Below are 12567 nucleotides of genomic sequence, written 5' to 3'. Positions count from 1 at the left end.
CTGTACAACCTTATGGCAGCACTTTTATAATCATGAACGACCTCATATGTCAGTTGATGGTAGGCCACCCAATTTTAAACAATGATAAGGGCTTTGGATTTTCTACCTATTAACTCAATTAAAAACGGGGGTATTACCCTGGTACACAATTATAAGTCTAGATTCGTATAGCTGCATATTTATTTGGTGCAAAGCTAAATGAGGACACGCCCTAATATAATTGTATAAAATTTGTTTATTTCCATTTTTTAAATTAAATTTTGCTTACTGCCTAACAATGAATGACTAAAATTGACGGCATGGTCTCATACTTTTGATTATTTTTTTCTATACGTCCTTCATCTACGAGAACAGCTTTATTTTTTTAATTCACTTTAAAAATTATTGCTAAGTTATTTGAATTATCAAAAAAATATGGTAATAAAGAGAAGTGATGTTTTTTGATCACCTTGTTGTTTCAGGAAGAAATGTATTTAAAAAAATGAATTTTTAAAAACAATCAAAAAAGGAGTTTAAAAATGCTTCAATTGCTTATGAAATTATTTTGTTTACATGTCTATGAATATGAGCATATGGAAGAAATTGGGGAGCATTATAAGGAATGCAGGAAGTGTGGAGATAAGCCGCTTTAATTGAATTTTATTTATAACAAAGAAGTGAGCTTTATGCTCACTTCTTTGTTTTTAATGCAAAATTGGTAATAATTGATAAGTAAAACTTTTTACTTAGGCAAGGCTAAGGTCAATGAACAAAGATTTTAAAGCATCAACCTACATTGTAGATAAGCATCTGGAAGATACATTAACGTGGTTATCACATCATCAAGACAGTTTTGATTCATTTGTTTATGATGCGATTACACAAGAATTATGGGTACAACACGCCAATGGTATGGACATCATTCGGATGGGAGATTATCTAAATGCGAATTATGGCATTTTAATAACCGCACATAACTTTGCAGAAAATAGGGCAGAGTAATGTTGCAGAATAAATTTTGCAAAGAAAAAAGCCCAATAAAGGCTTTTATCTACAATCAGCATGAATGATTTAACTTGGCATCGCGTCTACAGATAACTCTTTAACTGTAGGCTTTGCTTTTTCTGCAATCAAGCCCAGCTTGTCAAATAACTGTTTGTCTTTACCTTCACCTGCATTCGGGGTGGTTAAAAGCTTTTCACCCGAGAATAATGAGTTTGCACCTGCCATGAAAGCTAAAGCCTGATCAGCATCAGACAAAGACTCGCGACCAGCAGAAAGACGAATATAACTCTTTGGCATAATAATGCGTGCAACGGCAATCGTGCGAATCCATTCGGTTACGTCTAGTTTTTCTACATCTGCAAGAGGCGTCCCTTCAATTGGGACTAACATATTAATAGGGACAGATTCAGGATGAATCGGCAATGTTGCGAGTTCGTATAAAAGACCAATCCGATCTTTACTGTTTTCACCTAAGCCCACAATTCCGCCACTACAAACTTTCATCCCGGCTTGACGGACATGATCCAAAGTATTTAAACGGTCATCATAAGAGCGTGTGGTAATTACATGGGGGTAATATTCGCGAGAGGTGTCGAGGTTATGGTTGTAATAATCTAAACCCGCTTCACTCAGGCGTTCAGCTTGCGATTGATTAAGCATACCCAAGGTCATACAGGTTTCTAAGCCGAGTGCTTTTACTTCGCTGACCATTTCTAATACATAAGGCATATCACGTTCGTGTGGATTACGCCAAGCGGCCCCCATACAGAAACGTGAGGAACCTGAAGCGAGTGCTTCTTTGGCTTCTTGAATCACTTTATCGACAGCAATACGTTTTTCAGCTTCAAGTTTTGAGTCATAACGCGCTGACTGTGAACAATACTTACAATCTTCAGGACATTTTCCTGTTTTTATCGAAAGCAATGTGCTGACTTGAATGGTATTTGGATCAAAGTATTCACGATGAATACTTTGTGCTTCAAAAACTAAATCTAAAAAAGGCTGATTATATAAAGCCTGAATTTCTTCACGTGTCCAGTCGTTACGTACATTCATTGGTGATAATCCATAATCATCATTATTTATTATTTATCATACCTAATTTAAATGAAATTCGAAGGCATAAAAAACCAAGTTTTATAGTATCTATCGATCAGTTTGAAAGAAATGTGATAATTATGAGATTGTATAATTAGTTACAAAGTAAGCTATATTCCTTTAAATATAGTTGCAAAGTTTTTTATGCTATTTTTAGTTTTACGCCAAACTGGGAGCCAATTTTTTTATAAGGTTAAAACTTTGCTTATATCGGGAAAAGTGAAATTAAAGAAAGTATCTTACAATAAGTTAAGCCTTTCATGAGATTTAGTCACTTGTTCTTGAATTGCCCAATCAATATGGACTTGCACAATCTCATCATGTAAATCACGCGTTTGCTTTAAAGTTTCCAGAATTTCATGAGAAAAAGGTGCATTTCCCAAACCAATCGCAATGTTTCGCATAAAACTTTGATAACCGGTACGTCGTATTGGACTGCCTTCGGTCTTGGTTGAAAAGGTCAGTTCATCCCAGTGCCATAAATCCAGTAAACTGATCTGATCCAAACCATGTCGTGGATTAAAGTCGTCAATCGTGGCTTTCTTTGCAAAACTATTCCAGGGGCAAATCAGCTGGCAATCATCGCAGCCAAAAACACGATTGCCAATGCCGCGACGCAATTCTTCAGCAATGATACCTTTATATTCAATAGTTAAATAAGCAATACATTTACGTGCATCCAGCATATACGGTTCTACAATGGCCTGGGTTGGACATATGGCGATACATGCAGTGCAAGAACCACAATGCTTGGTTGCAGGCGAATCAAATGGTAAATCCAGCGAAGTAAAGAGTTCACCCAAAACGAAAAAGGAACCTGACTTTTTCTGAATCAGTAAGGTATGTTTGCCTGTCCAGCCCATACCGGCATTTTCGGCTAAAGATTTTTCAAATACCGGTGCAGAGTCGGCAAAAGGACGCGATTCAAAATCACCGACTTTTTCACGGATGATGCTGGCTAAGGTCTTTAAGCGACCGCGCATGGTTTTATGATAATCGCGACCACGGGCATAGCGCGCAATGATGGCTGCATTGGGTTCATCTGGGACATAACGCGGTTTAGGTGTTTCTACCAGATAATTCATGCGTACACAAATAATGCTTTTGGTGCCGGGAACCAGCAGAGTTGGATCGGCACGTTTTTCTAAATTTTCTTCCAGAAACTTCATGTCGCCATGATAACCACGCTTTAAATATTCTTCAAAACGTGGCAATTCTTCTTGAGCATCCGGTTTGGCAATGACACAATCACTAAAGCCTAATTGCAAAGCTTGAGCTTTAATCCATGCTTTTAGTGCTGCAGGACTATATTGATCTAAAGGGATTTTCTGTGAGGGTGTGGATGTTGCCATAATTTAACAAGAAGGGAATAACAATGCGTCAGCCAGTTTATCATAGCCCAGTTTATTTGAGCCAAAGTATTCAAGCATGGGAGCAACGCTGGTTTGCCAGACCAAACAGTTCCTATGCGTTAATGCAGCAAGTCGCCTGGGGGATTGCACAGCGCCTCGTTCCAATTTTCCAGCGACATCAAATAAAGAATATTGCTGTGTGTTGCGGGCAAGGCAATAATGCAGGGGATGGATATTTAACGGCTAAATATTTAAAACAGGCTGGTTTTAATGTTGAAATTTATGCTGCTGAATTAGGTTCTTCTAAAGATTTACATGCTGCTTATCAAGAAGCTGTCGCTACAGAAATAAAAATTTATTCAGGTTTTGAGTTTCAAAAACAATATGACTGTTATATCGATGCTTTATTTGGCATTGGTTTAAATCGTGAACTCAGCCCAGATTGGCAACAGATTATTCAAGGCATCAATGCACAATCGGGTTTAAAAATTGCGATTGATGTTCCAAGCGGTTTACAGGCCAATAATGGTCAGCCATTACCCTGTGCGATTAAAGCCGATTACACTTATTCTGTATTAGGTTTAAAAGTAGGACTATTTACTGGACAAGGTAAAGAATTTGTAGGACAGGTTGAGGTCATTTCCCTGATTCCTGTAGATGAAGATTTACATCCAATCGCCCAACTTTCAGCAAGCTCTATTTCACTTCCGCAACGCAAAGCTTTTGGACATAAGGGTAGTTATGGTCATGTACTCATTGTCGGTGGACATGCGGATATGGGTGGTGCGGTAATGATGGCGGCCGAATCTGCCTTTAGTGCCGGTGCCGGTAAAGTCACTATTGTCTGTCATGAAAAACATCATATGGCGATTTTAGCGCGTTCACCAAATATTATGTTGCGTGATATCAATGCATTGAGCGAAACTGAGACTCAACAATTATTAGATCATGTTAATGCGGTCAGTTTTGGTATGGGGCTGGGACGTGATAGCTGGTCAGAACAACAATTTTCTAAATGGTTCCCTAAAATCAACAGCTCCGAACATTTACAGGTGGTGTTGGATGCCGATGCTTTATGGTTCTTGGCTGAGCAGCCTGAATTATTAAAAGCAGATAGTTACGCGACACCACATCCGGGTGAAGCTGCCAAACTTTTAAACTGTTCAGTGAAAGAAGTTGAACACGATCGAATTGCAGCGATTCATCAACTGCAAGAAAAGTATGCGGGACAATGGGTGCTTAAAGGGGCAGGCAGTTTGATTTTGGAAGATCAGTTGTGGATTTGCACCAAAGGCAATGCCGGTATGGGAACGGGCGGCATGGGGGATGTGCTGGCAGGTATGGTGGCCGGTTTGAAAGCACAATTTGCTGAGAAAATTCATCTGCATGAAATTGTGACCTTACATGCTTTGGCCGGGGACTGGCTGGCGAAAAAAGGGATGCGTGGTCTGCAGGCGCATCATATGAATCAAGCAATTTATCATGTGGTGAATGGAAACCATGATGAATAAGGCAATTAAATTAATTATTCAGGGCAAGGTACAAGGTGTGGGCTACCGGCGCTGGTTTGAACAGCAGGCTTTAGCATTAGAACTCAAAGGTTATGTAAGAAATTTGGAAAACGGTGAAGTTGAAGCCGTTATTGTCGGTACGGAAAATCAGATCCATACAATAATCGAACGTAGTTATATAGGTCCATCATGTGCCGAGGTTTCAAAGATCATTCAGGTTGAATATGAGCAGGCACTGGATTTTGCCGCATTTAAAATGTTGCGCTGAATATGACTGGGATACAAACAAAAATATAAGAGAGGAATGATGGACAAATATCTGGTTGTGGCGATTATGATCGCAATTTGCGTTGTGATGGTGATTTATACACAACAGGGCGGGAGTTCAAGTCGCTCAGGCAATACATCATTTAAGGACATCGTACAAAAAGAATTTCTTAAATATAAAGTCATTGAAAGGAATCAAACCATTATGATTTGCGAAATGAATCATTGCAATGAACCTGATGAACTGGTCCTGATCAGGATTGATCCCGATCAGAAAAAGAATATAAGAAGCTTCGGTCGCAGAGTCACTTTTACTTATCCCAAGCAACCTTCGATTGCTGAAATGCGTAAAGATTTCGCACCGTATCTTTAATATTCTACCTATCTTCTTCTGCTGGTACGACTACGACCACGTGCCATACCACCTAGGGCATTGAGTACCGCCATTTTGCTCATGCTGCCTGAAGCATGGGCATGGCAAATCGCAGCGGCTAAAGCATCGGCAGCATCTTGTTGGGGTTTAATGCTTAAATTTAAAATGCGCATCACCATCATCTGAACTTGTTCTTTATCTGCTGCACCATAACCCACCACGGACTGTTTAATCTGTCGTGCGGTATATTCAGCGACTTGTAAATCTAAATTCACCAATGCGGCTATGGCAGCACCACGGGCTTGACCAAGCTTGAGTGCAGAGTCGGGGTTTTGCGCCATAAATACTTGTTCGACTGCTGCTTCGGTTGGGCCATGAAATTTAACAACACGTTCAACACCGGCAAAAATTCGTTTTAAGCGTTCAGGCATTTCTGGAGTTTCGGTACGAATGGTTCCTGCATCTACAAAAGTCAATTTTTGCCCATCTTTTTCGATAATACCGTAGCCAGTCATACGAGAACCCGGATCGATACCAATAATTAATGACATATAAAGACTTTAAAAATAGAATAATGCCCATATTGTTACATAAGCGTATCAAAAAAGCTTGATCGAGATTAAGCGCTTGAATATTGCACCCTATTTATTTTATTGAGATTTGATTAATTTTTATGAAATTATTTCTTATTGTTTTGGCTGGCTTAATCCTCGAAGTCTTTGTCTGGATTGGCGTGGGTGACCTCGTCGGCAGTATGTGGTACGTATTTTTCTGGTTCGTTGCTGCCTTTTTTATCGGCATAAATCTGATTCGTAAATATTCGACAGGTTTAATGCCTCAGATGCAGCAAATGCGTATGGGACAAATGAGTGGTGATCCGGCATTAACAGGAAATCTGCCAAAAATTTTGTCCGGCTTGTTCTTGCTTATTCCTGGTTTAATCACCGATGTCTTGGCTGTGCTGATTTTGATTCCGGCTGTTCAAAATGTGTTTAAAAATGCCATGATGAAAACCATGGCAAAACGCCAACAAGCTATGATGGATAAAATGATGGGTGGTATGATGGGCGATGTAAATGGTATGGGCGGCGGTGCTCAAGGTCAAAACCCATTTGCCGATATCATGCGTCAAATGCAGGATATGCAACAACAGCAAGGTGGTGCACCGCGTCATGAGTCTAACGTTATTGATGGCGAAGCACGTGACGTAACGCCAGATGCGAAAAAAATTGAAATGAAAGATGTGAATAAATAATTTATTGAGCTGTATTTTTAAAAGCCGAATCCTGATGATTCGGCTTTTTTATAATCGCTATATTTGTATTTAAAGGAGGGGCTGAGGCATGTAAAAAATTGAACAAACGATATAATACATTTTTTAAAAATCTTCCTTTATTTCTATGTCACTGCTTTTGACCATTTGTGCACTGCATTTTATTGCGCAGCTTAGCCCGGGACCAGATGTTTTACTGATTGCTAAAAGTTCAGCCTCAACTTCAAGGGCGAATACATTAAAAATTATTTTGGGCATTTCAGTCGGTATTGTGGTCTGGGTGGTGCTGACCCTGCTGGGCTTTACTGTGCTGATGCAGCAATTTCCATGGATACAACAGGTTTTAATGTTGGTCGGTGGACTGTTTTTGGCTCGCATGGGCTGGGCAATGCTGAAGGGCGGTTTACACTCCCTTAAGCAAGAAACCAATCTGGATGATGGTCAACAATTGGCTGCACCCGATTCTATAAACCATTTTTTATTGGGATTGTTTACCAATTTGTCCAATCCTAAGACCCTGATTTATTTTAGTAGTGTATTTTCTTTGGCCTTGAGCTCATCTGCATCAACCCATTTAAAAACCCAGCTTGCGGTGATTATTCCACTGCAAACCTTTTTGGTTTTTGCCGTGTTTATGCTGATTATGTCGATGCCTAAAATCAAAGCTGCTTATCAGCATTCAGGGGGGTATATCGATATTATTTCGGGTGGATTATTCCTGGTTTTTGCAATCTGGTTAGGGTTTGATGCATTCGCGATGTTCTAGTTATTTTTAACGGACTGATCAATGAATTGCGTAGATGGGATAACGGTAGGGCTGATTTCCTCATTTTTTTCACCATGAGAATAGCGGTTGGGTTTCAAGGTCGCTTCAGTATTTTCTGAACCTTTATAGCTGCGGCTACGGTTGGCACGTTCGCGTAAACCACCTTTTTTAATCAGTTGAACCATCATATACTCCAGACTATTGCTTGCCATTTTACCTAAAAAATTGAGCAGCATGTATTTTTAAAATTTGAAGATTTGAAATTCGTTTCATTGCATTGTGTTACAAATGATGTCTTTTAAATTGGATGGAATAAATTAATTTCAAATATAAATGAATTATTTATAAAAATATTGGGGAAATAAGGCTTTTAGGAGGGTTTTAGTTATTGATAAGTAGACTTGTATCTTAATAAATAGTCACATAAGATTTTAAGGATATTACCTTCCATCAAATAACAGGATGGAAATATAAAAACAAAAATGTGCGTAATGTAGGAGCATAGCTATGCTATATCAATATCATTGTGCGTGTTGTGATCAGGTCGTTGAGTCAACCCATCATAAAGAATGTACAAATTGCGGTTCACATAATATTAAAAGTCCGTATGGTTTCTGGGTTTTTTGTGTTTTAACCTGCTTGGCAGCAGTCATCATTTTTAAAATTGTGCATGTCTATTTACAGGATCATCAAGAAACGCCTGTGCAGATTTCACTATTAGAAGTGTTACAACAGGGAGGAAAATCAAAATCATGAGTTTTTACCCAAAAAAAAGCCCACAGAAGTGGGCTTTTTTATGAAAAAATTACAGTCCGGCAGAGGCTTTAAGCGCTTCTACTTTATCTGTTTTTTCCCAAGTAAATGCAGTGTCTGAACCTTGACGACCGAAGTGACCATAAGCAGCAGTTTGCTTATACATCGGTTGAATCAGGTCAAGCATACGGGTAATGCCGTATGGACGTAAGTCGAAGTGTTCACGTACTAGTGCAATGATCAACTCTTCAGATACTTTTGCTGTATTGAAGGTATTGATTGAAATTGAAGTTGGCTCTGCAACACCAATGGCATAAGACACCTGAATTTCACATTTGTCAGCCAGGCCAGCAGCAACAATGTTTTTCGCTACATAACGACCTGCATAAGCAGCAGAGCGGTCAACTTTAGATGGATCCTTACCAGAGAAAGCACCACCACCATGACGAGCCATACCACCATAAGTATCTACAATGATTTTACGGCCAGTTAAACCACAGTCACCTACAGGTCCACCAATTACAAACATCCCGGTTGGGTTGATGTGGAATTTGGTGTCTGCATGGAACATTTCAGCAGGAATCACTTTCTTCACGATTTCTTCAATCACAGCTTCTTTAAGATTTGCCTGTGAAATTTCAGGATCGTGTTGAGTCGACAATACCACTGCATCTAAACGAACAGGCATGCCATTTTCATAAGCAAAAGTTACCTGACTTTTTGCATCTGGGCGTAACCAGGGCAAACGGCCGTTACGGCGTAGTTCAGCCTGTTTTTCCATTAAGCGATGCGCATAAGAAATAGGCGCAGGCATTAAAACGTCAGTTTCACGGCTTGCATAGCCAAACATCAAGCCCTGATCGCCAGCACCTTGATCTTCAGGTTTTAGACGGTCGACACCTTGAGCAATTTCAGGAGACTGTTTACCAATCATGTTGATAACAGCACAAGTTGAACCATCAAAACCAAGATCAGAATGATGATAACCAATTCCATTTACGGTTTGACGTACAATTGCTTCGAAGTCAACATTTGCAGTTGTTGTGATTTCACCGGCAAGTACTACCGCACCCGTTTTGACAAGCGTTTCACAAGCAACCCGTGCATATGGGTCTTCTGTTAAGATTGCATCCAAAATAGCGTCACTGATTTGGTCAGCCATTTTATCCGGATGGCCTTCGCTTACAGATTCCGAGGTAAATACAGCATACTCGCGCATAAGTCCTATCACAGTTAATTTTAAAGACCCGATATGTTACATCGAGTTAGACTTTTGGACTAGTTCTACACGACCAAAATGACTGAAATTATTTCAATTTCACGACTTTTTAATTGATATATGCATCTAAAAAACTGATAAGCAGAGCAAATTAGGCTTTAAAGCTGCAATTTTAACGATGAAAATTTTTATAGAGTAAATATTTAATTAGGCGATCAAAGCGTATTTATTGGAATTAAAATAATATCACCCATAATTCAGGTTAAAATTTAATTATACTAATAGTTAATATTATCAATGTATTAATTAAAATAAATTGGAGTTCATGGTTGTTTTTAGATCAGTCATTTAAAATTATAGGTCCCATAAAAACTGTCACAAAAGATTCATTTTAAATAGTTAAATTTTCATTAAATATTTTAAAAGATGAATTTTATTCAACTTAGGTGCCTGTTGTGGGTTAATTGATCGAATTGTTTCTCATGCTCACTGATTGAAGCGATTATCTGATGAGGACTTATTCATAAATAGGTCAATGAAAAAAAATAATCCTTTTGATTAGGGAAATGTTTGAATAATGTTTTAATTGAATAAATAAAGTTGACTTATCGTTAAAATATTATTTATGAGTCTTATATTAATAAATTGAAGCTTTTACTTGCTTTTTAAAGATTTAAAAACGATGTGAAATAGAACACTACCTGCATCGAAACATGCCTACTCACGAATAAATGTTGAAATGTTGACTATTAGGCTTTACCCCTCGGCATTTTTTTAAGACAATATAGCCAGCTTTGAATTTTTCCTATTCATCCTCTTCTTTAAACGATTTAGTTGGACTCTGACCTATGACAACCCCGCTTAACGAACGTCGTATTGCAAATGCAATTCGTGTATTGGCAATGGATGCTGTACAAAAAGCAAATTCAGGACATCCAGGTGCTCCAATGGGGATGGCAGATATCGCGGATGTAGTATGGCGCGAATTTCTAAATCATAACCCAACAAATCCACAATGGGCCAATCGTGACCGTTTTGTATTGTCGAACGGTCATGGCTCAATGCTTCAATATGCATTATTACATTTAACCGGTTATGACCTTTCAATTGCGGATCTCCAACAATTCCGTCAATTACATTCTAAAACGCCAGGTCACCCTGAATTGGGTTATGCACCAGGGATCGAAACGACAACTGGTCCACTCGGTCAGGGTATTGCCAATGCGGTTGGTTTTGCTTTGGCAGAAAAAACGTTAGCGGCTCAGTTCAACAAAGACGACATTAAAGTGGTTGACCATTTCACTTACTGTTTCCTTGGTGATGGTTGCTTAATGGAAGGTGTTTCACACGAAGCATGTTCATTGGCAGGTACTTTGGGCCTTGGTAAACTTGTTGCTTATTATGATGACAACGGCATTTCAATTGATGGTGAAGTTGAAGGCTGGTTCTCTGATGACACAGAACAACGTTTCCATGCTTATGGCTGGCAAGTGATTAAAGTTGATGGGCATGATTCTGAGGCAATCCGTCAAGCAACTTTAGATGCAAAAGCGGAAACTGCTAAACCAACCTTAATCATGTGTAAAACAGTGATTGGCTTAGGTTCACCAAACAAACAAGGTAAAGAAGATTGCCACGGTGCACCTCTTGGTAATGATGAAATTAATTTAACGCGTGAAGCATTAGGTTGGGTTGACGAAGCATTTGTTATTCCGGCAGACGTATATGCTGCTTGGGATGCAAAAGACAAAGGTGCTAAATCTGAAGCGGCCTGGAATGAAGTATTTGCTGCCTATGCTGCAAAATATCCAACTGAAGCTGCTGAACTTAAACGCCGTATGTCTGGTGATTTACCAGCAGACTTTGTTGCCAACGCAGATGCATACATTGCTGAAGTGAATGCAAAACGCGAAACAGTTGCGACACGTAAAGCGAGCCAAGCGGCAATTCAGGCATTTGCTCCACAACTTCCTGAAATTTTAGGGGGTTCGGCTGACCTTGCAGGTTCCAACCTGACCCTTTGGAAAGGTGCGCAGGGCATTCAGGACAATCCAGCGGGTAACTACGTACACTATGGTGTACGTGAGTTCGGTATGACTGCGATTGCCAATGGTGTTGCACTTCATGGCGGTTTCATCCCTTACGTAGCAACATTCCTGATGTTCATGGAATATGCACGTAATGCAGTACGTATGTCTGCACTCATGAAACAGCGTGTGATTCATGTTTATACGCATGACTCAATTGGTCTGGGTGAAGATGGTCCTACACATCAACCTGTAGAGCAAATTGCATCTCTCCGTGGTACACCAAACCTAAATACTTGGCGTCCATGTGACACCGTTGAAGCCGCGATTTCCTGGAAATCTGCACTTTTACGTTCTGAAGGTCCAACTGCACTGATTTTCTCTCGTCAAAACTTGCCATTCCAGACGCGTACTGATGCTCAAATTGCTGATGTTGCCAAAGGTGCTTATGTACTGGCTGAAGAAAAAGGTGAATTAAAAGCAATCATCATTGCAACTGGTTCTGAAGTATCTCTTGCGATGGAAGCGTATGCACAACTTGAAGGTGTGCGTGTTGTTTCTATGCCATGTGCTGAAGAATTTGTGAAACAGGATGCGGCTTATCGTGAAACGGTTCTTCCATCTAATATCCGTGCACGTGTTGCTGTTGAAGCTGCGCATGTGGATTACTGGTGGAAATTTGTAGGTCTGGATGGTCGTGTAATCGGCATGACGACTTATGGTGAATCTGCACCTGCGAAAGATTTGTACCAATACTTCGGCATTACAACTGATGCTGTGGTTGCTGCAGTAAAAGAAATTACTGCTTAATTTTAAAAGATTAAATTGGTAAAAACGCCCCATACGGGGCGTTTTTATTTTAATAAATTTTTAACGATATTGTTCTAGCAGTTTTTAGGAATAAGTATATAGTGATGCCATTCATTGAGTATTCATTTTGAGAT

Annotated in this window: 13 protein-coding genes; 8 read left to right on the top strand and 5 right to left on the bottom strand. The window is 39.5% G+C overall.

Annotated elements, in window-relative coordinates:
• The first annotated feature begins 744 nt into the window (after window positions 1-744).
• Window positions 745-981 carry a hypothetical protein gene (locus ACKI4H_RS12400; RefSeq protein WP_407306174.1) on the top strand — a complete coding sequence of 79 codons (237 nt, stop codon included), beginning with the start codon at window positions 745-747 and terminating at the stop codon, window positions 979-981.
• Between the two features lie 69 nt (window positions 982-1050).
• Here the strand turns inward: ACKI4H_RS12400 and bioB are convergent, their stop codons facing one another.
• A complete protein-coding gene (gene bioB, locus ACKI4H_RS12395; RefSeq protein ID WP_407306172.1) occupies window positions 1051-2040 on the bottom strand; it encodes a biotin synthase BioB in 990 nt (329 codons plus the stop codon).
• Window positions 2041-2321: 281 nt separating this feature from the next.
• Window positions 2322-3434 (bottom strand): tRNA epoxyqueuosine(34) reductase QueG, encoded by a 1113-nt coding sequence (gene queG / locus ACKI4H_RS12390; RefSeq protein ID WP_407306170.1) that lies wholly within the window; start codon window positions 3432-3434, stop codon window positions 2322-2324.
• Window positions 3435-3457: 23 nt separating this feature from the next.
• On the opposite strand from queG, the gene ACKI4H_RS12385 reads away from it, so the two are divergent.
• Genes ACKI4H_RS12385 through ACKI4H_RS12375 form a run of 3 tightly spaced genes read left to right on the top strand, consistent with a single transcriptional unit; the run spans window position 3458 to window position 5585 of the window.
• Window positions 3458-4945: an NAD(P)H-hydrate dehydratase gene (locus tag ACKI4H_RS12385; RefSeq protein WP_407306168.1), complete on the top strand. Its 1488-nt coding sequence runs from the start codon at window positions 3458-3460 to the stop codon at window positions 4943-4945.
• Window positions 4938-5213, top strand: coding sequence for an acylphosphatase (locus ACKI4H_RS12380; RefSeq protein WP_407306178.1), 276 nt, complete (start codon window positions 4938-4940; stop codon window positions 5211-5213). Before ACKI4H_RS12385 ends, ACKI4H_RS12380 begins: the two co-directional genes overlap by 8 nt.
• A 36-nt stretch (window positions 5214-5249) precedes the next feature.
• Window positions 5250-5585 carry a hypothetical protein gene (locus tag ACKI4H_RS12375; protein WP_407306167.1) on the top strand — a complete coding sequence of 112 codons (336 nt, stop codon included), beginning with the start codon at window positions 5250-5252 and terminating at the stop codon, window positions 5583-5585.
• An 8-nt stretch (window positions 5586-5593) separates the two neighbouring features.
• On the opposite strand, the gene ruvC is transcribed toward ACKI4H_RS12375, so the two are convergent.
• Window positions 5594-6136, bottom strand: a complete 543-nt coding sequence (ruvC, locus tag ACKI4H_RS12370; protein ID WP_407306165.1) for a crossover junction endodeoxyribonuclease RuvC — start codon at window positions 6134-6136, stop codon at window positions 5594-5596.
• A 122-nt stretch (window positions 6137-6258) separates the two neighbouring features.
• Here ruvC and ACKI4H_RS12365 point away from each other — a divergent pair, with 122 nt between their 5' ends.
• Window positions 6259-6840 carry an FxsA family protein gene (locus ACKI4H_RS12365; protein ID WP_407306163.1) on the top strand — a complete coding sequence of 194 codons (582 nt, stop codon included), beginning with the start codon at window positions 6259-6261 and terminating at the stop codon, window positions 6838-6840.
• Window positions 6841-6985: 145 nt separating this feature from the next.
• A complete protein-coding gene (locus ACKI4H_RS12360) occupies window positions 6986-7624 on the top strand; it encodes a LysE family transporter (RefSeq protein WP_407306161.1) in 639 nt (212 codons plus the stop codon).
• Here ACKI4H_RS12360 and ACKI4H_RS12355 read toward each other — a convergent pair.
• Complete coding sequence (locus ACKI4H_RS12355; RefSeq protein WP_407306176.1) at window positions 7621-7809, bottom strand: hypothetical protein; 189 nt, start codon at window positions 7807-7809, stop codon at window positions 7621-7623. The two genes, ACKI4H_RS12360 and ACKI4H_RS12355, sit on opposite strands and share 4 nt — an antisense overlap.
• Window positions 7810-8131: 322 nt before the next feature.
• Here ACKI4H_RS12355 and ACKI4H_RS12350 point away from each other — a divergent pair, with 322 nt between their 5' ends.
• On the top strand, window positions 8132-8380 hold the full coding sequence (locus ACKI4H_RS12350; RefSeq protein ID WP_407306159.1) for a hypothetical protein: 249 nt from the start codon (window positions 8132-8134) through the stop codon (window positions 8378-8380).
• Window positions 8381-8429: 49 nt separating this feature from the next.
• On the opposite strand, the gene metK is transcribed toward ACKI4H_RS12350, so the two are convergent.
• Complete coding sequence (gene metK, locus ACKI4H_RS12345; RefSeq protein WP_407306157.1) at window positions 8430-9596, bottom strand: methionine adenosyltransferase; 1167 nt, start codon at window positions 9594-9596, stop codon at window positions 8430-8432.
• Between the two features lie 848 nt (window positions 9597-10444).
• Here metK and tkt point away from each other — a divergent pair.
• The gene (tkt, locus tag ACKI4H_RS12340; protein ID WP_407306155.1) at window positions 10445-12433 is read left to right on the top strand and encodes a transketolase; all 1989 of its coding nucleotides are present in this window, start codon (window positions 10445-10447) and stop codon (window positions 12431-12433) included.
• Window positions 12434-12567: the final 134 nt, after the last annotated feature.

The organism is Acinetobacter sp. (assembly GCF_045628685.1).
Lineage (GTDB): Bacteria > Pseudomonadota > Gammaproteobacteria > Pseudomonadales > Moraxellaceae > Acinetobacter.
This window is presented reverse-complemented; position numbering and strand designations above follow the sequence as displayed.

What these genes read in the sequence shown, in the direction of transcription:
- metK (WP_407306157.1), bottom strand. Translation starts at nt 9,596, where the DNA reads ATGCGCGAGTATGCTGTATTTACCTCGGAATCTGTAAGCGAAGGCCAT.
- ACKI4H_RS12375 (WP_407306167.1), top strand. Translation starts at nt 5,250, where the DNA reads ATGATGGACAAATATCTGGTTGTGGCGATTATGATCGCAATTTGCGTT.
- tkt (WP_407306155.1), top strand. Translation starts at nt 10,445, where the DNA reads ATGACAACCCCGCTTAACGAACGTCGTATTGCAAATGCAATTCGTGTA.
- ACKI4H_RS12360 (WP_407306161.1), top strand. Translation starts at nt 6,986, where the DNA reads ATGTCACTGCTTTTGACCATTTGTGCACTGCATTTTATTGCGCAGCTT.
- ACKI4H_RS12400 (WP_407306174.1), top strand. Translation starts at nt 745, where the DNA reads ATGAACAAAGATTTTAAAGCATCAACCTACATTGTAGATAAGCATCTG.
- ACKI4H_RS12385 (WP_407306168.1), top strand. Translation starts at nt 3,458, where the DNA reads ATGCGTCAGCCAGTTTATCATAGCCCAGTTTATTTGAGCCAAAGTATT.
- ACKI4H_RS12355 (WP_407306176.1), bottom strand. Translation starts at nt 7,809, where the DNA reads ATGGTTCAACTGATTAAAAAAGGTGGTTTACGCGAACGTGCCAACCGT.
- ACKI4H_RS12350 (WP_407306159.1), top strand. Translation starts at nt 8,132, where the DNA reads ATGCTATATCAATATCATTGTGCGTGTTGTGATCAGGTCGTTGAGTCA.
- bioB (WP_407306172.1), bottom strand. Translation starts at nt 2,040, where the DNA reads ATGAATGTACGTAACGACTGGACACGTGAAGAAATTCAGGCTTTATAT.
- queG (WP_407306170.1), bottom strand. Translation starts at nt 3,434, where the DNA reads ATGGCAACATCCACACCCTCACAGAAAATCCCTTTAGATCAATATAGT.
- ACKI4H_RS12365 (WP_407306163.1), top strand. Translation starts at nt 6,259, where the DNA reads ATGAAATTATTTCTTATTGTTTTGGCTGGCTTAATCCTCGAAGTCTTT.
- ACKI4H_RS12380 (WP_407306178.1), top strand. Translation starts at nt 4,938, where the DNA reads ATGAATAAGGCAATTAAATTAATTATTCAGGGCAAGGTACAAGGTGTG.
- ruvC (WP_407306165.1), bottom strand. Translation starts at nt 6,136, where the DNA reads ATGTCATTAATTATTGGTATCGATCCGGGTTCTCGTATGACTGGCTAC.